Source organism: Streptomyces sp. NPDC041713, from assembly GCF_055591085.1.
This window is the reverse complement of record NZ_JBVIZY010000003.1, coordinates 262853-280985: the sequence shown is the minus strand read 5'-3', so window position 1 is coordinate 280985 and position 18133 is coordinate 262853. Positions and strand designations below refer to the sequence as shown.

Below are 18133 nucleotides of genomic sequence, written 5' to 3'. Positions count from 1 at the left end.
GCTCAGGAGTTGAGGGTCTCGTACGCCGACGGGTCGGAGTCGTGGAAGAGGCGGAACCACGCGTCGAGCTTCTTGCCCTCGAAGACGTCGCCGAGCCGGCCGAAGATCTCTCGGGCGAACGCGACCGGTTCGGTCGGGCCCGCCGTGATCAGGTCGCCGTCGGTGACGGCGTCCGCCTCGACGTACCGTCCGCCGCCCCCGTATCCGGTGGCCGCCAGGTATTCCGACGCCGCGGTGGTGTGCGCCCGGTCGTCGAGGAGCCCCTCGCGGGCGAGCCCGGCGGTCGCCCCGCAGATGGCGCCGACCGGCACGCCGGCGTCGAGGAAGGCGCGGGCGGTGCGTGCGAACGGCGCGAGGTCGTCGCCCGTGTCCCACAGGTCGGCGCCCGGCAGGACGAGCAGCGAGCTGTCCTCGGGGCGCAGCTCGTCGAGGGTCAGATCGGACTGGACGCGCAGGCCGCCGATGGAGGTGACCGGGACGGCGGAGGGGGCGACCGTGCGGACCTCGTATCCCACCCGGGCGAGCCAGGCGGTGGTGTGGCCGGTCTCCCAGTCCGCGAACGTGTCGTAGAGGGCCAGGTGCACGGGTTTGCGGGACGTGACAGACATGACGGCCTCCGGGGCGGGTGGCTGTGCTCTGTAGTGCGTACGTAAGCATGCTGTCAATAGGTCCAGGAGGGACCGGACCCCGGAAGCCGGGCCGCATCGTTAACGTCCACAGGGGGCGGCCTTAACCTGCCCCTCCCTAGCGTCCTCGGCATGGAAAGCACCCTGAACCTCGGCGCCCACCTGGGCCTCGATCTCGCCGCCGTCGCCCTGCTGACCTTCGGTGTCTTCTATCCGCGGCACCGCAGGCGCGAGCTGGTGCCGGCCTATCTCGCCCTGAACACCGCGCTGTTCGCGGTGGTCGCGGGGCTCGGGACGGTCGGCGGCAACGGCGGGCTCGCCCTCGGCTTCGGGCTCTTCGGCGTGCTCTCGATCGTGCGGCTGCGCTCCGACGCCCTGCAGCACCAGGAGGTCGCGTACTACTTCATCACCCTGGTGCTCGGGCTCCTGTGCGGTCTGCCCGGCCTGAGCCTGCCCGTGGCCGCGGTGCTCGCCGGGGTGCTGCTCGCGGTGATGTACGGCGCCGACCACCCGCGCCTGTTCGCGCGGGACCGGCGGGCCGTCGTCACCCTGGACACCGTGCACCGCGAGGAGGCGCCCCTGCGGGCCGACCTGGCCCGGCGCCTCGGTGAGCCGCTCGGATGGACCGTCCAGGAGGTGGATTACGTACGCGACCTCATGGTGCTGGAAGTCCGCTTCCGTCAGCCGGAACCTTCCGCGCCGTCCCGGGAGTTGACGGAACGACGACGCACGACCCGGTCCGACACGATCGCCCCCAGGTACCCGAAGGAGACCGTGTGAACCCCGCCGTACGCGCCATCGGCCGCGCCGCCCTCGCCGCGCACCCCATCGCGCTCGACGAAGTGAACGCCAGGGCGGAGCTGCTCGCCCGCTACGACAACAGCTATCTCGTGCCGGTCGAGATATTCGAGGACCTCGCGGCCCTGCTGACCGACCCGCGGCGGCCCTGCGGCCCCTTCCGGGCGCTCAGCATCGGCGGGAAGCGCTGGTTCCGCTACCACTCGACGTACTACGACACCCCCGAGCTCGGCACGTTCCACGACCACCGGCAGGGCCGGCGGCTGCGCTACCGGATCCGCGAGCGGGTCTACCGGGACAGCGGCGAGCGGCAGTTCGAGATCAAGCTGAAGAGCGGGCGCGGCGAGACCGTCAAGCACCGCCAGCGCCTCGAAGGGGACGACCACGCCCTGGACGCGGTGCGGCTCGGCTTCCTGGCCGGGGTGCTGCGCGGCTCGTACGGCATCGACGCGCCCGAGGGCCTCACACCGTCCCTGGTGACCGACTACCAGCGGGCCACGTTCGTCGCCGACGGCCAGCGCGTCACGTGTGACGCGGGGCTCGTCGTACGGGACACGGTGACCGGCCGCAGCGCCACCGCCGACAGCGGCCTGGTCCTGGTGGAGACCAAGACCAAGGGCCATCTGACCGAGGCCGACCGGGTGCTGCACCGCTACGGCGTGCGGGCCGCGGACTTCACCAAGTACTGCGGGGGGTACGCGGCGGTCCGCCCGGAGCTCGGCGTCAACAAGTGGGCGCGGGCGGTCCGGACGGCGTTTCCCCGGGAGGTACGGGCGGGAAGGTGAGGGTGACGCGGGCGCCGGTGCCTGTACTGGCGAGACTGTGCGCGCCGTCGCCGTCACCGCCGCCCGCCCCCGTGTTCGCCGTCTCGAAGCGGCCGTTCGCCTCCTCGGCGGTGCGGCGGGCGATGTCCAGGCCGAGGCCCGTGGAGCCCGCGCCGCTCGTGCCGCGGTCGGGGGCCGTTCCGCCGGGGAAGCCGGGGCCCGCGTCGGTCACGGTCAGTTCGGCACCGCCGCCGGGCGTGCGGCGGACCGTGATGGCGAACGCCGTGCCCTGGGGCGTGTGATCGAGGACGTTGCCGATCAACGCGTCCAGGGCGGCGGCCAGTTCGTCCGCGGGGACCGGCACCAGGACCGGCTCCCCGCGGGGCGGGGTCGTGACGCGGGTGGCCCGGTTCTGGTCCTCGGCCAACGGCTCCCAGAACGCGGCCCGTTCCCGGGTCACCGCCGCCAGGTCCGCGCGCGGCGCCTCGCGCAGGGGGCGCCGCGCCTTGCGGATCACCTCGTCGACGCTGTGCTCGAGAGCGGTGACGTCCGCCGTGATGCGGCGGGCCTCGTCCGTGTCGCGCAGGGTCTCCGCGTCCAGGCGCAGGGCGGCGACCGGGGTGCGCAGCCGGTGGGCGAGGTCGGCGGCGTTCTCCCGCTCGGCGGTGAGGAGTTCGTCGATGCGGGCGGCGAGGCGGTTCAACTCGCCCGCGATCAGTCGGAGTTCGGGTGGACCCTCCGGTTCGGCGCGGGCCGTCAGATCGCCCGCGGCGAGCCGGTCCGCGGTGCGGGCGAGGCGGCGGGTCGCGCCGACCAGTCGGGCGCCGAGCCGGTCGGCGAGCAGCAGCCCGAGCAGGACCAGGCCCACGCCGATGCCGGCGAGGACGAGCCAGGACGCGAGCGTGCCCGCGTACAACTGCTTCTCGGTCAGCGTCACCTGGACGACCGCGGTGCCGCCCTTCGCGCCCTGGACGGGGACGAGGACCAGGCGGGCGCCGGAGCTCGTCTCGTAGGTGAAGGCGCGGCCGGTGCGGGCGAGGCGGATGGGGTCGGTGCCGGCGGGGGAGCGGTGGGCGCGGGGGCCGATGACGTCGTCGTTCGCGAGGATCAGCGAAGTGGTGGGCAGATCCGTGCCGTTGACGCTCTCCACCGTCTGTTCCGCCGTCTCGCGCTCGTCGGCGGTGGCCAGGGCGGGCCCGAGGGCGTGGGCCACCCACTGGGCGCGCGCGGTGGCCTCGGCGGTGGCGCGGTCGGCGGCGTGGGTGCGGGTGAGGAGGGTGAGGGGGACGAGGAGGGCGGTGAGGACCAGGGCGGTGGTCGCGGCGGTGAGCAGGAGGAGGCTGCGGCGCATGGATCAGTCCGTGTCCTGCTCGGCGTCTTGGTCGGCGTCCAGGTCGGCGTCCTGGCCGGCCCGGTCCGCGGGCCCGTCGGGCGCCGCGAGCTTCACGCCCACCGTGCGGACCGTGTGCAGGTAGCGGGGGTGCTGGGCGGTCTCGCCCAACTTCCTGCGCAGCCAGGACAGATGGACGTCGACGGTCTTGTCGGCGCCGCCGAGGGGCTGTTGCCAGACGTCGGCGAGGAGTTCGCGGCGCGAGACGACCTGGCCGGGGCGGCGGGCCAGGTAGGCGAGCAGGTCGAACTCGCGGGGCGTGAGGTCGAGGGCGGCGCCGTCCAGGGTGACCTCGCGGGAGGCCGGGTCGACGGCGAGGGCGCCGACCCGCAGCGGCTCCTCGGTCTCGACGGCGCCGAGCCGCCGCAGCACCGCCTTGACGCGGGCGTCCAGTTGGGCGGCGCCGAACGGCTTGACGATGTAGTCGTCGGCGCCCGCCTCCAGGACGGTGACCATGCCCGTCTCGTCGTCGCGGGCGGTCGCCACGATGACGGGGACGTCGCTGACGGCGCGGAGCATGCGCAGCACTTGGGCGCCGTCCACGTCCGGCAGGCCCAGGTCGAGGACGACCAGATCGGGGCGTCCGGTCATCGCCGCGTCCAGGCCCGCCATGCCGCTCGGAGCGGTGGCCACGGCGTGGCCCTTGTCGCGCAGGGCCCGTACCAGCGCGCCGCGGAGCTGGGGGTCGTCCTCGACGACGAGAAGATGCGCCATACAACCACCGTAGTCAGGGGTGGGGCGAGCACCCTTGTCGGGGCCTTAACCGGACGTTAGGAAACGATGCGGCACAGTGGCGCCATGAGGAAGTGGCGGAACGCCGTCGTCACGGCGGCGTGGGTGGCCGTGGGCACGGCGGCGGGGGCGCTGGGCGCCTGGCAGTTGGCGAGTTCCGACGGTTCGGGGGGTGCGGCGCACAGTCGTCCGCTGGACGAGGGGGCGGTACGGAGGGCGTTGGCGGCGGCGTCGTCGCCGGGGGCGGGGGCGGGGGCGGGGGCGGGGGCGAGTGAGTCTCCCTCTGCGCCGTCGATTTCCGCGCCTCCCTCGAGGGCGGCTGCTCCGGAACGCTCGACGGTCCGCTTCACGGGGGGTTCGGCCACGGCGGAGTGCCGGGCCGACGGAACGGTGTACCTGGTCTCGTGGAGCCCGGCGGACGGCTTCCACATCGACGACGACGTGGAGCGGGGGCCGGGGAGGGCGGCGCGGGTGGAGGCGGAGCCGGGGGATGGGGTGGAGGGGGACGACCTGCACTATGAGGTGCGGTGTGCGGGGGGTACGCCGCGGGCCCACCAAACCCCGGACGACTGAGCCCCCTCCGGGGCGGGGGGTGAGATTCCCTGCGGCCCGGCGGGTCCTGATCGCGCAGTTCCCCGCGCCCCTGACCTACCCGTGGCTCGGCCCCTCCGTCCGGTGCGGGAAGCCGGGGTGATTGCGCAGTTCCCCGCGCCCCTAGGTGAGACCCCCGAGCCCCACCCGCCTAGGCGCCGCACCCCCGGCTGCCGCAAGCCCTGCGGGAGGCCGAGCCATGGGTATCTCAAGGGCGCGGGGAACTGCGCAAATACCCCGGGTGGCCGAGCCGGACGGGTGGCGCTGAGGGGGACTGTTCAGGGGCGCGGGGAACTGCGCAAACCCCCGGCTGCCGTCAGCCAGACGGGAGCCGAGCCACGGGTACCCCAGGGGCGCGGGGAACTGCGCGGCCCGCCCCCACCGGCCCGCCGGACGAAGAACAGACCGAACCTCGCCCAGGCCACACGACAGTGTCCCGCCCAGGCCACACGACAGTGTGTCGCGTTACGGCGACCCCGCCCGACAACCCGCCCATACCCCGTCCACTCCGTGGACATCTACCCTCACCCCCATGACCCCTCAGCCGAATCCCCAGGTCGGCGCCGCCGTGAAGGCCGCGGACCGCGCACACGTCTTCCACTCCTGGTCCGCACAGGAGCTCATCGACCCCTTGGCCGTCGCCGGCGCAGCGGGCTCGTACTTCTGGGACTACGACGGAAACCGCTACCTCGACTTCACCAGCGGCCTCGTCTACACCAACATCGGGTACCAGCACCCGAAGGTCGTCGCCGCCATCCAGGAGCAGGCGGCGACCATGACGACCTTCGCCCCCGCCTTCGCCGTGGAAGCCCGCTCCGAGGCCGCACGCCTCATCGCCGAGCGGACCCCCGGCGACCTGGACAAGATCTTCTTCACCAACGGCGGCGCCGACGCCGTCGAGCACGCCACCCGCATGGCCCGCCTGCACACGGGCCGCCCCAAGGTGCTCTCCGCCTACCGCTCGTACCACGGCGGCACCCAGCAGGCCGTCAACCTCACCGGCGACCCCCGCCGCTGGGCCTCCGACACCGGCACCGCGGGCGTCGTCCGCTTCTGGGCGCCGTTCCTCTACCGCTCCCGCTTCTACGCGGAGACGGAGGCGCAGGAGTGCGAGCGCGCGCTCCAGCACCTCGAGGACACCATCGTCTTCGAGGGCCCGCAGACCGTCGCCGCGATCATCCTGGAGACCGTCCCCGGCACCGCCGGCATCATGATCCCGCCGCCCGGCTACCTCGCCGGCGTCCGCGCGCTCTGCGACAAGTACGGCATCGTCTTCGTCCTCGACGAGGTCATGGCGGGCTTCGGCCGCACCGGCACGTGGTTCGCCGCCGACCTCTTCGACGGCGTCGTACCGGACCTGATGACCTTCGCCAAGGGCGTGAACTCCGGTTACGTGCCGCTCGGCGGCGTCGCCATCTCCGGCGCGATCGCCGAGACCTTCGCCAAGCGCCCCTACCCCGGCGGCCTCACCTACTCCGGTCACCCGCTGGCCTGCGCCGCCGCCGTCGCCACGATCAACGCCATGGCGGAGGAGGGCATCGTCGAGCACGCCGCCCGGCTCGGTGCCGAGGTCGTCGGGCCCGGCCTGCGCGCGCTCGCCGAGCGCCACCCCTCGGTCGGCGAGGTGCGCGGCGTCGGCATGTTCTGGGCCCTGGAGCTGGTGAAGGACCGCGAGACCCGCGAGCCGCTGGTCCCGTACAACGCCACGGGCGAGGCCAACGCCCCGATGGCCGCGTTCGGCGCCGCCGCCAAGAAGCACGGCCTGTGGCCCTTCATCAACATGAACCGCACCCACGTCGTCCCGCCGTGCAACGTCACGGAGGCCGAGGCGAAGGAGGGCCTCGCGGCGCTCGACGAGGCCCTGTCGGTCGCCGACGAGCACACCGTGTGACCCGGGACGCTCACACACCGTGTGACCCGTACTCCACACACACCGTGTGACACGTTCTCACCTGCGGTGACAGCGGACGGGGGGCCGGATCGGGGCTCCCCGCCCCGCGACCCCGACCACGTAGTCTGACGTGCTCGTAAGCAAAGAGCCCGACCAAGACGACCACGTCAGACTCCGCGGGGGAACCCAGATGCCCGGCACCGACGGCCCCGCCGTCATCCGCAGCACTCTGCGCCAGCAGATCGCCGACGCCCTACGGGACGAGGTCCTGGGCGGCCGCCTCGAGCCGGGCCAGGAGTTCACGGTCAAGGAGATCGCCGAGCAGTACGGCGTCTCCGCGACGCCCGTCCGCGAGGCGCTGGTCGACCTCACCGCGCAGGGCCTGCTCGACGCCGACCAGCACCGCGGCTTCCGCGTCCACGAGCACACCCTGGCCGAGTACCGCGCCATGCTGGAGGCCCGCGGCCTGGTCGCCGACGGCATCTTCCGCGACCTCGCCGAGCACGGCGCCCGCCGGGACGTCTCCGACGCCCTGATCGCCGTGCGCCGCCGCGGCGAGGAGGCCGCCCGCGCCGCCTGCGCCGGCGACCTGACCGTCCTGATCGGCTACGACCTGCGCTTCTGGCGCGAGCTCAGCGCCCTCTTCGGCAACCCCCACCTCTCCGACTTCCTGCACCGGCTGCGCGTGAAGTCCTGGGTCTGCGCCGTCACCCACCTGCGGGGCTGGTGCGAGAGCAGCGGCGAGGACCTGCGCGGCGTCCTGTGGTCGCGGCACACCGAGCTCGTCGACGCCCTGGCCCGCCGCGAGCCGTGCGCCGCCCACGAGATCGTCGTGGAGTACAACGCGCACTCCCTGGCCCTCATCGAGCGGCTGGCCGCCGCATGAGCGTCGACCTCACCGTCGTCGTCCCCGCGTACAACGAGGAGCGGCGCCTCGGCCCCACCCTGGCCGCCCTGCGCGAGCACCTGGAGCTCACCGACCGGGGCGCGTGGGAGCTGATCGTCGTCGACGACGGCTCCACCGACCGCACCGCGGAGATCGCCGCCGAGGCGGCCGCCGCCGACCCGCGCGTCCAGCTGCTGCGCGGCGACCGCAACCGGGGCAAGGGCCACGCCCTGCGCCTCGGGGTCCTGGCCTCGTACGGCCGCCGCGTCCTGATCACCGACGCCGACCTCGCCGCGCCCATCGAGGAGCTCGACCACCTCGACAAGGCGCTCACCGACGGCCACGCGGCGGCGATCGGCTCCCGCGCCCGGCCCGGCGCGTCCATCGGCGCCCACCAGCACCGGCTGCGCGAGCTCCTCGGCCGTACCGGCAACTTCCTGATACGCACGGTCGCCGTCCCCGGAATCCGCGACACCCAGTGCGGCTTCAAGCTCTTCGACGGCGACCGGGCCCGTGAGGCGTTCGCCGCGTCCAGGCTGCACGGCTGGGGCATCGACGTCGAGATACTGCAGTACTTCCGGCGGGCGGGCTGGCCCGTCGCCGAGGTGCCCGTGCGCTGGTCCCACCAGGAGGGTTCCAAGGTCCGGCCGCTGGACTACGTACGGGTCCTCGCCGAGCTGACCGCGCTGAAGGCCCGCGCGGTCCACCGGGCCGACATCCTGGCAGGCCTCCTCTTCCTGGCCCTGTCCGTGACGCTCTACTCCGGCCGCTGGACGGCGCCCGCCTCCCGCTACTTCCCGGACTCCATGCAGGACCAGAACCAGTGGGAGTGGTTCTTCGCCGTGACGGCGGACAACGTCCGCCACCTCCACAACCCCCTGTTCACCACCCTCCAGAACGTCCCGGACGGCGTGAACCTCATGGCCAACACGGTCATGCTCGGCCTCTCCGTGCCGCTCGCCCCCGTGACCTGGCTGCTCGGCCCGGCGGTCGCCCTGAACGTGGCGATGACCGGCGGCCTCGCCGCCACCGCCGTCTCCTGGTACTGGCTGATCCGCCGGCGCCTCGTCGCGCACCGGGGCGCCGCCGCCGTCGGCGCCGCCCTCGCGACCTTCGCGCCCCCGATGGTCAGCCATGCCAACGCCCACCCGAACTTCGTGGTCCTGTTCATGATCCCGCTGATCGTCGACAGGACGCTGCGGCTCTGCGCGGGCACCCGCGTCGTACGGGACGGAGTCCTCCTCGGCCTCTTCACCACGTACCAGATCTTCCTCGGCGAGGAGCCGCTGCTTCTCGCCGCGCTCGGCATCCTGCTCTTCGTCCTCGGCTACGCGGCCGTGCGCCCGCAGGCGGCGAAGGCGGCCTGGCGCCCGCTCCTGCGGGGCGTGGGCGTCGCGCTCGCGGTGACCGTGCCGCTGGTCGCCGTCCCGCTGTACTGGCAGTTCTTCGGGCCGCAGAGCTACAAGAGCGTGCTGCACGGCGAGAACGCGGGCAACGGCCCGCTCGCCTTCCTCTCCTTCGCCGAGCGCTCCCTCGCGGGCAGCGCCGAGAGCTCCGACCACCTCGCGCTCAACCGCACCGAGCAGAACGCCTTCTTCGGCTGGCCGCTCGTCGCCCTCGCCTTCGCGATCGTCGTACGGCTGTGGGAGCGCGCGGCCGTCAAGGCGCTCGCCGTCACCGTGCTCGGGGCGGCGCTGCTGTCGCTGGGCCGTGAGATCCGCGTGCCGCTGACGGACGTCGTCCTGCCGGGCCCGTGGGCGGCGCTCGCCGGGCGCCCGCTCTTCGAGTCCGTCATCGAGGCGCGCGTGGCGATGGTGTGCGCCCCGGCGCTCGGCATGCTGCTCGCGCTGGCCCTCGCCCGCCTGGCGGCCGCGCCGCGCCGCGCCGCGTACCGGTACGCGGGCCTCACGGCCGTCGTCCTCGCGCTGCTGCCGATCCTGCCCGCGCCGCTGAAGGCCGTGGACCGGGCCGAGGTGCCGCCGTTCGTCGCGCGGGGCACCTGGCGCGGTTACGTCGGCGAGGACGAGACCCTCGTCCCGGTGCCGGTCCCCGACCCCGCGAACGCGGAGGGCCTGCACTGGCAGACCGCCGCCGGCCTGGGCTTCCGCATCCCGGGCGGCTACTTCAACGGCCCCTGGGGTCCGGACCGCGTCGGCATCTACGGGCCGTCGCCCCGCAACACCGCCAACCTGCTGCGCCAGGTCCACGACTCCGGCCGCGTCCCCGAGATCACCCCGGCCTGGCGCGCGGCGGTCCGTGAGGACCTGCGGTTCTGGAAGGCCGGCGTGCTGGTCCTCGCGCCGCAACAGAACGCCTCCGCGCTGCGCACCACCCTGAGCGCCCTCCTTGGGCGCCCCGGAAAGTGGGTAGACGGCGTATGGGTATGGGACGTGCACCGGGGCAAGTGAGGGGCGGCCGACGGCCGCGGACCCGGGTGCGCACGAGGGCGGCCGGGCAACCCGTGCCGGACCGCGCACGAGGGCAGCCAAGCGACCCGTCCCCGACTACGCTGCCTGCACGCCGGGCGACGCACAGCGACCGAACCCGTACGGAAACGATGCCGTACGGCGTACGACGTACGGCACGCCCGCACCCGCACGCGCACCCTCAGACCCACCGACCCGACCGACCCGTTCGACCGACCCGAGGAGTCCTTCTTGGCCTGCGACCTGTGGCTGGTCCCCCTCGTCGACGTGCTGTGCCACAGCGCCGACAACCCCTTCGCGGAAGAGCTCGCCGTCTACGACAAGGCACTGCACGAGGCCGGACTCCCGTCCGTCCCGGTCTTCGCCTACATGCCGGGCCTCTCCGGCGACGTGGCCCCGGTCGCGGGCTTCGACTACGACGCGCTGCACTTCCTGCGCCGCGCCTACCTCCTGCAGATCTGCGGCCTGGAGGTCACGCCGGTCGACGCCCTCGGCGGTGACTACGAACAGCTCCTGGAGATGTTCGACGCCACGGCCCAGCAGTCGCACCTGGTCTGGCACTACGACCACGCGGGCGCCTACGTCCCGGTGGACTTCCCCGCCCCGCTGTCCAACGACGAGCTGCTCGCCGGCGGCGGACCGCTGGGGTCCTCGCACGCGCTCCTGCGCGAGCTGGAGTACGTGGCCCCGTCCATCGGCATAGACCCGGCGAACCCGCCCACGCCCCCGGCCCCGCCGCAGGCCCCCACGTCCCTGGAGGAGCCGGCGACGGTGCCCCCCGCGGACGCGAGCCCCTTCGCGCGGGAGCGGCACGTCTGGCTGGGCCTGCACGCGGCGGCGACCCGCAGCCTGGCCCAGGGCTCGATGATCATCTACAGCTGAGAGGGCGGGAGAAACCCGTTGCGACAGTCACAGCAGTTGCTGAGAGTCCAGAACTTCACCGTCTCGGAGGACGGCTTCGGCGCCGGTGAGGGACAGAGCCTGGAGCGGCCGTTCGGCCACGCCGACCCGGGCGCCCTGATGGCGTGGGCGACGGCCACGGCGGGCTGGCCGAACCGCACCGACCCCGGCGGCAGCCGCGGCCTCGACGACTACTTCACGCGCGACTTCGCCCACGGCATCGGCGCCGAGATCATGGGCCGCAACAAGTTCGGGCCGCAGCGCGGGCCCTGGCAGGACCACGAGTGGCGGGGCTGGTGGGGCGAGGAGCCGCCGTTCCACACCCCGGTGTTCGTGCTGACGCACCACCCGCGCCCCTCCTTCACGCTCTCCGACACCACGTTCCACTTCGTCGGCGGCGAGCCGGCCGAGGTCCTGGAGCGGGCGAAGGAGGCGGCGGGCGGCAAGGACGTACGGCTGGGCGGCGGCGCGACGAGCGTGCGGGAGTTCCTGGCGGCCGGCCTCGTCGACACCCTGCACGTGGTGGTCGCGCCGGTGCGGCTCGGCGCGGGGGTCCGCCTGTGGGAGTCCTCCGACGAGCTGCTCGACCGGTACCACCGGGAGGTGGTGCCGAGCGCGAGCGGCGTGACGCACCACTTGTTCTGGCGGAAGTGAGGGCGGTGGCGGGGGCGACCGGGGTGACGGGAGCGGACTGAGGGGCCGACGGAGGCAGCCCGAGGGGCGACCGCTCGGCGCGGCCACGGTGGCAGCAGCTCAGCGCGGCTCCGGTGGCAGCAGCTCGGCGCGGCTCCGGTGGCAGCAGTTCGGCGCGGCCACGGTGGCAGCCGTTCAGCGTGGCTCCGGTGGCAGCAGCTCAGCGCGGCTCCGGTGGCGGCCGCTCAGCGCGGCTCTGGTGGCCGCTGCCGGGGCATGTTCGGCCGGGCTCCGGGCGGCATGGGGAACCGCCCGGGGGAGGCCGGCGCCTCCCGGGGCGGCCCCCCGCCCGGCACCAGCGCCTGCATGGCCAGCGGCACGGGCCCCGCCCGGAACTCCACCATCCAGTCCGACGTCTCCGCCCTGACCAGCTCCGTCACGTCCTCGGAGAACTTCCGCAGCACCCCGAGACACCGCTCGGCCGCCTCCCCCGCGGTGCCCTCCGTGGGCCCGAGCACCTCCCGTACGCTCTCCGACGCCCAGTCGAACTGCAGCACCTGCAGCCGTCGCTGCACGGCCTGCGCGGTCGCCACGTCCCGCATCCAGCCGGAGGTGAGCCCGAAGAACCGGTCGCACCCCACGCACGCCACCCCCGCGAGCAGCGAGACGAACCCCCAGGTGGCGACGGGTCCCACGGCTCCCGACAGATCCAGCAGCGGCAGCGCCCCGCCGCCCACGGCGCCCAGCGCGGCGCCCACCCGAAGCAGCCGGGCCGCGAGCCGCTTGCGCCCGCGGTCGGTGAGGTACCACTCGGCGGTGTCCAGGGCGCCCCGCTCCACCCAGCGGTACAGCTCGTCGAGCCGCTCGGCGGGTTCGCCCCAGTCGCCGAGGGGGAAGGCCCGCCCGGTGAGATCGCCCAGCCGCGCACCCGGACCCGCACCCGCACCCGCACCCGCACCCGGACCCGCGGCCCCGGAACCCGGGCCGGCCCCCGAACCCTGCCCCTCGGGGGGCACCCCCTCGGGCTGCATCTCCGGCTGGCTCACCCGGTACTCCTCTACGAGATCGCGCGTATCGACGCTCAGTCCTACCGCCCAATGGGTGGCCCTGAGACCGGATTGATGCCTTTTCCGCCCGGAAGAGGTGCTTGATCAGGTATAGGAAGACCGCTGATCTCACTCGAAAGAGTGCCGACGAGAGTGCTGGGGCGGCCCGCCCGCCGACCACGTAGGCTCGTTCCAGGCGGAGAACCCCGCCAGACGGACCCGTACGAAACGGAGCTGATCGTGATCCCCGGTGGTGGCCAGCCCAACATGCAGCAGCTGCTGCAGCAGGCCCAGAAGATGCAGCAGGACCTCGCGGCCGCGCAGGAGGAACTGGCGCGTACGGAGGTGGAGGGCCAGGCGGGCGGCGGTCTCGTCACGGCGACGGTCAACGGCTCGGGCGAGCTGCGCGGCCTGGTGATCGACCCCAAGGCGGTCGACCCGGAGGACACCGAGACGCTGGCGGACCTGGTGGTCGCGGCGGTCCAGGCGGCGAACGAGAACGCGCAGGCGCTCCAGCAGGAGAAGCTGGGCCCGCTGGCGCAGGGCCTGGGCGGCGGCGGCATCCCGGGGCTTCCCTTCTAAGAAACCCCCCGGCCAACTACCGTACGTAGAGAGCCGACACCCTCAAGAGGACTTCAGGAAAGGCGTTCCGTTGTACGAAGGCGTGGTTCAGGACCTCATCGACGAGTTGGGCAGGCTGCCCGGCGTCGGTCCCAAGAGCGCGCAGCGGATCGCCTTCCACATCCTCCAGGCGGAGCCGGTCGACGTCCGCCGCCTCGCGCACGCCCTGATCGAGGTGAAGGACAAGGTCCGCTTCTGCGCGACCTGCGGGAACGTGGCGCAGGAAGAGCTCTGCAACATCTGCCGGGACCCGCGCCGCGACCCGTCCGTCATCTGCGTCGTCGAGGAGCCGAAGGACGTCGTGGCGATCGAGCGTACGCGCGAGTTCCGGGGGAAGTACCACGTCCTGGGCGGCGCGATCAGCCCGATCGAGGGTGTGGGCCCGGACGACCTGCGCATACGGGAACTGCTGGCGCGCCTGGCCGACGGCACGGTCACGGAACTGATCCTCGCCACGGACCCGAACCTGGAGGGCGAGGCCACGGCGACGTACCTCGCGCGCATGATCAAGCCCATGGGCCTGAAGGTCACCCGCCTGGCCAGCGGACTCCCTGTCGGGGGAGATCTGGAATACGCGGACGAGGTCACCCTGGGCCGCGCCTTCGAGGGGAGACGACTCCTAGATGTCTGACGCCACGCTGAACACCGTGACCAACAGTCCGGACGACTTCGCGGTGCAGATCTCCGACCAGATCGAGAGCTTCATCGTCTCGGTCCGCGAGGTCGCGAAGGGCGACGAGCCGGACTCGGCGGTCCCCTTCCTCCTCCTGGAGGTCTCCCAGCTCCTCCTTGCCGGCGGCCGCCTGGGCGCGCACGAGGACATCGTCCCCGACGAGCGGTACGAGCCGGACCTCGGCCCGGAGCAGGACGTGGACGACCTCCGCGAGCGCCTCGCCGAGCTCCTGAACCCGATCGACGTCTACTCCGAGGTCTTCGACCCGTACGAGCCCCGCAAGGCCCCGGTGGCCTGCCGCATCTCGGACGACCTGGCGGACGTCGTGGCGGACCTCTGCCACGGCCTGGCCCACTACCGCGCGGGCCGCACCACGGAGGCCCTGTGGTGGTGGCAGTTCTCCTACTTCTCGAACTGGGGCTCCACGGCCTCGGGCACCCTGCGCGCCCTCCAGTCCCTGGTGGCCCACGTCCGCCTGAACCAGCCCCTGGAAGACCTGGACGGCCTGGACACGGACGAGGACCTGACGGAGGACGCCCTCGAGGAGGCGGCCGGCAAGGTCATGGCAGAGGAGATCGCGGGCCCCCTGGGCTTGCGCACGGTCAAGTAGCCCCGCCTCTGAGGGCTGTGCCCCCGGCAGGACCTACGGATCGCCCAGCGCCGACAGCAGCCGCCCCGGGTCGACGTAGGGCGCCGTAGGCGTGGGTTCCGAGTACCACTGGAGCGGCCAGGTGTTGCCGTTCAGGGCGGGGACTCCGATGTACGTCACCGTGCGGCACCCCGCCCCGCCGAACCGCTGCACGCCGAGCGGCCAGGTGTGGTCCTTCGCGGTGCCGGGCGCCACGAGGAAGTACATCCACCGGAATCCGGTCGCCTCGCAGACGACCGGGCCCGCGTCACCGTCCGCCGCCTCGACCAGGCCGGCGGCGACCTGTTCCCCGCGTACGCCCTGAATGCGGAGGGCGTCGAAGTGGACGCCGGACACGCGGAGTTGGTGCCCGGCCACCGGGACCCACTCGGGCCAGTGAATTGCGTTCGTCATGACTACAGCGTGCGGGGCGCGGGTTACGCTCGGTAGTGACCCAGGGGGTACACGCCGGGGTGTACCGGTCGGAGGTGGGCTCTGTGTCCGTTCAGTACAACCCGACGTGGCGGTACAGCGGGAACCAGCTGAAGCGGTGGCGCATGAAGGCGAATGTGAGTCGCGAGGAGCTCGGGGCTGCGGCCAATTACGCGCCGGACACGATCAAGGCGATGGAGCAGGGTGTCCGCATGCCCACGCCCCGCGTGCTGGACGCGGCGGACGAGTTGTGCCGGGCCGACGGCATTCTGAGTGCCGCGAAGGACTACGTGAAGGCCGAGAAGTTTCCGGCGCGGGCACAGGACTTCATGGAGTACGAGCGTGAGGCGGTCAGCCTCTGGTGGTACGAAGTCGCTCTGATCCCAGGGTTGTTGCAGACGGAGCACTACGCGAGGTCGCTGATCGGCAACCACTGCCCTCCGTTGGACGAAGAGACGGTGGAGCAGCGAGTGGCCGCGAGGCTGGAGCGGCAGGAGATCCTCACCCGTACGTCGCCCGTGGCGCTCAGCTTCGTCGTGTACGAGGCGGCGCTGAGGGTGCCCCAGGTGGACAAGGAGCAGCTGGCACGTCTACTCGACGTGGGACGACGGAGCAACATCTCGGTCCAGGTCCTGCCGTTCGACCGGGTGATCTCAGCTGCCCTGCTGGGGCCGATGGTGCTCCTGGAGACCCGGGACCGTGAGCGCCTGGCATTCACCGAGGGTCCGTCCGCGAGTGTGCTGAGTTCCGAGGCAGAGGTGGTGAGTTCACACACGGAGCGTCTTAGCATGATCCGCATGGAGGCCCTCGGCACCGAAGGGTCGGCCCTCTTCATCAAGGGGATGGCGGAGGAACTGTGAGCGAGCACCTGACCTGGTTCAAGTCGAGCTATAGCGACTCGGAGGGCGGGGCCTGCGTCGAAGTAGCCCTGAACCGAAGCGAGTCCATCCGCATCCGCGACTCAAAACGCCCCGCGAGCCCCGAGATAACTGTCACCGCCCCCGCGTGGTCCGCGTTCGTCGCCGCAGTTCAGCCCGGGGCTTGAGTCTCGGGTCCCGAGCTCCTTCTTGGTTGGGTCACTGCTGGAACAAACCCAACCAACCTGCCCAGAGCGGGAGTTGAAGAGCCCATCACCCTCAAGAGTGACGTTCCGTAGTCAGCTTGCGTCGGAACGTAAAGCCGCCCTAGGTTCGCGGCAAAAGAACGGCCTCGGCCGGTGCGCCAACACCGGGTCCGAGGCCTAGCCCTACGAGTCGAATACGGAGTTCGACCGTGACTTGTGTTCAGCTTAATCCTGCCCTGCCCTCCCCGTCCCATCCGATGGCCAAAACGGGGTACGGGAAGCGTTCCGTGGATGACGAATCTCCGCACACCGAAGCCGACTTCGGCCGTGTGTGCCAACGGGACAGCGAGATCGGGACGTTCCTCCACCACCTTCAGGAAGGTGCCGCCATGGGGCACAAAGCCGTCGCGTCCGAGCACCCCAACTACGGCCAGCAGGCGGTGCGGACATCAATGGGTCGCCTGTCCCTCGCCGGGCACATCCGCTGGGTCAAGGAGCACATCACCGCCGAGGACAACACCAAGCGCTGGGTGACCAGGACGTACTGGTCGGGAAAGCCCAGGTCGGCAGAGTGGTGGGCCGAGTTCGTGGAGGCCAGGCACGGACGTGACGTAACTCCTTCCTACCAAGGCGGACTTGCTCACCTCAGGGGCCCTGACTCGGATCCGGAGGCGGATCCTTCGGCCGCTGAAGCCGCGCCGCGGAACCCGGACCAGTCGGGCGTCGCGCCGGAGGAGAGCCCCGCGTACCGCGCTCTGGCGAGTCTGCGTGCCACGGACCCCCGTATGTCCCTCTCCGACGCCGACTGCCGGGCACTGGAGGCACTCGCGGCCGAGTGGTTGGCGCGAGGGGCCACCGTAACTGAGATCGTCAGGGCCCTGACCTGCGGACTTCCTGACACTGTCCACAACCCGGGCGGGATCGCTCGTACGCGGCTGGAGAGCAAGATGCCCCCGAAGCTCTCGGCGCCGCCTGCCGTCCGGGCTCGTATCGACCGTGCCGTGATGATGTGCACGATGTGCGAGGAATACCTGCCCGGCGCGCGACTCAACAAGGGTCTCTGTGTCGACTGCTATACGGAGCTCGTGCCGGAAGCGGCGGAGAACGCCCGCGGGGCCCTTCCGGCGACGTTCCTCCCTGCCCCTCGGCATGCGCCACAGGTCGACGTCACCGAACGAGTCGACGCGCTGCGTCGCGCGGCGGGCCTCAAGGGTGACAAGGCGTGACGTCCGGTGCCGAAGGGCGGCCACAGATGGTCCCCGATGACTTCGAGGAGCTCGCCCGCGGGGCACCGGAGACCGTGACGCTCGAATTCATCGACGGGAAGCTGGAGGTGCGGCCCGTGCAGGACGGTAATCCCGGTGAGATCGTCATGTGGCTGATGAGGCAGTGCATGCGGCAGCGACCTGAGCTGGGTCTGTACCCCGGGCGGGGAATGGCGATCGCGGGCCGCGTGGAGGGCAGGGCCAGGCCCGACGGGGTGCTCGCTCCGACCGGAACCTTCGCGGGACAGGGGCAGTGGGCCGAGCCGGCGGGCGTGCTGATGACCGTGGAGGTCACCTCCTACGACCAGGACGCCGACCGGCGCGACCGTGTCGAAAAGCCCGACGGGTACGCCACCTCCGGCATTCCGGTCTATCTCCTCGTTGACCGGGACGCGGGCGAGGTCCGGGTGTACGCGGATCCGGAGGGCGGGCGGTACCGGAGCCTCGTCCGGCGAACGTTCGGTGATGCCGTCGACCTCCCCGACCCCGTCGGGATCACCCTGGACACGGCCAAGCTCAAGGACTACGCGGGCTGAGGGCGAAAGGCGGCCGACGGCGCCCCCCCCGCCGTCCGAGGCCCAGGGGTCAGACCCTGTGACCCGGCCCACTTTCCGGAGTGCCGTGCTCCACAGTGGGCATGTGCCCAGCCGAGCGGTCGGAACGTACTCCCCGAAGAGCGGGGCCGTACGCCCGTGGTGATCAGGTTGTGAGCGGGACATCTCACGATGTGGTATAGCCGAGGCGAATTTCGACCGCTCGTTAAACTGA

Annotated in this window: 20 protein-coding genes; 15 read left to right on the top strand and 5 right to left on the bottom strand. The window is 72.2% G+C overall.

Annotated elements, in window-relative coordinates; all coding sequences use genetic code 11:
* Positions 1–2: 2 nt before the first annotated feature.
* The gene (locus ACZ6CV_RS10855) at positions 3–608 is read right to left on the bottom strand and encodes a DJ-1/PfpI family protein (protein WP_469250517.1); all 606 of its coding nucleotides are present in this window, start codon (positions 606–608) and stop codon (positions 3–5) included.
* Positions 609–758: 150 nt separating this feature from the next.
* On the opposite strand from ACZ6CV_RS10855, the gene ACZ6CV_RS10850 reads away from it, so the two are divergent.
* Together ACZ6CV_RS10850 and ACZ6CV_RS10845 are read left to right on the top strand one after the other, a co-directional pair.
* Entirely contained in the window at positions 759–1406 is a 648-nt protein-coding gene (locus ACZ6CV_RS10850; protein WP_469250516.1) for a DUF4956 domain-containing protein, read from the top strand.
* A complete protein-coding gene (locus tag ACZ6CV_RS10845; RefSeq protein WP_469250515.1) occupies positions 1403–2209 on the top strand; it encodes a VTC domain-containing protein in 807 nt (268 codons plus the stop codon). The genes ACZ6CV_RS10850 and ACZ6CV_RS10845 overlap by 4 nt, the downstream gene beginning before the upstream one ends.
* Here ACZ6CV_RS10845 and ACZ6CV_RS10840 read toward each other — a convergent pair.
* Together ACZ6CV_RS10840 and ACZ6CV_RS10835 are read right to left on the bottom strand one after the other, a co-directional pair.
* Positions 2148–3539 carry a sensor histidine kinase gene (locus tag ACZ6CV_RS10840; protein ID WP_469250514.1) on the bottom strand — a complete coding sequence of 464 codons (1392 nt, stop codon included), beginning with the start codon at positions 3537–3539 and terminating at the stop codon, positions 2148–2150. The genes ACZ6CV_RS10845 and ACZ6CV_RS10840 overlap by 62 nt on opposite strands.
* Before the next feature lie 3 nt (positions 3540–3542).
* Positions 3543–4292: a response regulator transcription factor gene (locus tag ACZ6CV_RS10835; RefSeq protein WP_469250513.1), complete on the bottom strand. Its 750-nt coding sequence runs from the start codon at positions 4290–4292 to the stop codon at positions 3543–3545.
* Positions 4293–4376: 84 nt separating this feature from the next.
* On the opposite strand from ACZ6CV_RS10835, the gene ACZ6CV_RS10830 reads away from it, so the two are divergent.
* From ACZ6CV_RS10830 to ACZ6CV_RS10805, 6 genes are all read left to right on the top strand, one after another.
* Positions 4377–4883 carry a hypothetical protein gene (locus tag ACZ6CV_RS10830; RefSeq protein WP_469250512.1) on the top strand — a complete coding sequence of 169 codons (507 nt, stop codon included), beginning with the start codon at positions 4377–4379 and terminating at the stop codon, positions 4881–4883.
* Between the two features lie 550 nt (positions 4884–5433).
* A complete protein-coding gene (locus tag ACZ6CV_RS10825) occupies positions 5434–6792 on the top strand; it encodes an aminotransferase class III-fold pyridoxal phosphate-dependent enzyme (protein ID WP_469250511.1) in 1359 nt (452 codons plus the stop codon).
* 190 nt (positions 6793–6982) lie between these two features.
* Positions 6983–7678, top strand: coding sequence for a GntR family transcriptional regulator (locus ACZ6CV_RS10820; protein WP_469250510.1), 696 nt, complete (start codon positions 6983–6985; stop codon positions 7676–7678).
* Entirely contained in the window at positions 7675–10086 is a 2412-nt protein-coding gene (locus ACZ6CV_RS10815) for a dolichyl-phosphate beta-glucosyltransferase (RefSeq protein ID WP_469250509.1), read from the top strand. The genes ACZ6CV_RS10820 and ACZ6CV_RS10815 overlap by 4 nt, the downstream gene beginning before the upstream one ends.
* A 249-nt stretch (positions 10087–10335) precedes the next feature.
* The gene (locus ACZ6CV_RS10810; RefSeq protein WP_469250508.1) at positions 10336–10986 is read left to right on the top strand and encodes a hypothetical protein; all 651 of its coding nucleotides are present in this window, start codon (positions 10336–10338) and stop codon (positions 10984–10986) included.
* A 39-nt stretch (positions 10987–11025) separates the two neighbouring features.
* Positions 11026–11658, top strand: coding sequence for a dihydrofolate reductase family protein (locus ACZ6CV_RS10805; RefSeq protein ID WP_469250889.1), 633 nt, complete (start codon positions 11026–11028; stop codon positions 11656–11658).
* A gap of 224 nt (positions 11659–11882) precedes the next feature.
* Here the strand turns inward: ACZ6CV_RS10805 and ACZ6CV_RS10800 are convergent, their stop codons facing one another.
* Positions 11883–12683: an SLATT domain-containing protein gene (locus ACZ6CV_RS10800; protein WP_469250507.1), complete on the bottom strand. Its 801-nt coding sequence runs from the start codon at positions 12681–12683 to the stop codon at positions 11883–11885.
* A 240-nt stretch (positions 12684–12923) separates the two neighbouring features.
* Here ACZ6CV_RS10800 and ACZ6CV_RS10795 point away from each other — a divergent pair, with 240 nt between their 5' ends.
* The 3 genes from ACZ6CV_RS10795 to ACZ6CV_RS10785 all read left to right on the top strand — a co-directional run bounded on the left by ACZ6CV_RS10795 (position 12924) and on the right by ACZ6CV_RS10785 (position 14587).
* Positions 12924–13265 carry a YbaB/EbfC family nucleoid-associated protein gene (locus tag ACZ6CV_RS10795; RefSeq protein WP_358709940.1) on the top strand — a complete coding sequence of 114 codons (342 nt, stop codon included), beginning with the start codon at positions 12924–12926 and terminating at the stop codon, positions 13263–13265.
* Positions 13266–13335: 70 nt separating this feature from the next.
* On the top strand, positions 13336–13935 hold the full coding sequence (gene recR, locus ACZ6CV_RS10790; RefSeq protein ID WP_362374384.1) for a recombination mediator RecR: 600 nt from the start codon (positions 13336–13338) through the stop codon (positions 13933–13935).
* Positions 13928–14587, top strand: coding sequence for a DUF5063 domain-containing protein (locus ACZ6CV_RS10785; protein WP_358709939.1), 660 nt, complete (start codon positions 13928–13930; stop codon positions 14585–14587). Before recR ends, ACZ6CV_RS10785 begins: the two co-directional genes overlap by 8 nt.
* A 33-nt stretch (positions 14588–14620) precedes the next feature.
* Here ACZ6CV_RS10785 and ACZ6CV_RS10780 read toward each other — a convergent pair whose 3' ends face one another.
* Positions 14621–15019: a hypothetical protein gene (locus ACZ6CV_RS10780; protein ID WP_469250506.1), complete on the bottom strand. Its 399-nt coding sequence runs from the start codon at positions 15017–15019 to the stop codon at positions 14621–14623.
* Positions 15020–15102: 83 nt separating this feature from the next.
* Here ACZ6CV_RS10780 and ACZ6CV_RS10775 point away from each other — a divergent pair, with 83 nt between their 5' ends.
* From ACZ6CV_RS10775 to ACZ6CV_RS10760, 4 genes are all read left to right on the top strand, one after another.
* On the top strand, positions 15103–15897 hold the full coding sequence (locus ACZ6CV_RS10775; protein ID WP_469250505.1) for a helix-turn-helix domain-containing protein: 795 nt from the start codon (positions 15103–15105) through the stop codon (positions 15895–15897).
* Positions 15894–16082, top strand: a complete 189-nt coding sequence (locus ACZ6CV_RS10770; protein ID WP_469250504.1) for a DUF397 domain-containing protein — start codon at positions 15894–15896, stop codon at positions 16080–16082. The genes ACZ6CV_RS10775 and ACZ6CV_RS10770 overlap by 4 nt, the downstream gene beginning before the upstream one ends.
* A 407-nt stretch (positions 16083–16489) precedes the next feature.
* Positions 16490–17326: a hypothetical protein gene (locus ACZ6CV_RS10765; RefSeq protein ID WP_469250503.1), complete on the top strand. Its 837-nt coding sequence runs from the start codon at positions 16490–16492 to the stop codon at positions 17324–17326.
* Complete coding sequence (locus tag ACZ6CV_RS10760) at positions 17323–17901, top strand: Uma2 family endonuclease (protein WP_469250502.1); 579 nt, start codon at positions 17323–17325, stop codon at positions 17899–17901. The genes ACZ6CV_RS10765 and ACZ6CV_RS10760 overlap by 4 nt, the downstream gene beginning before the upstream one ends.
* Positions 17902–18133: the final 232 nt, after the last annotated feature.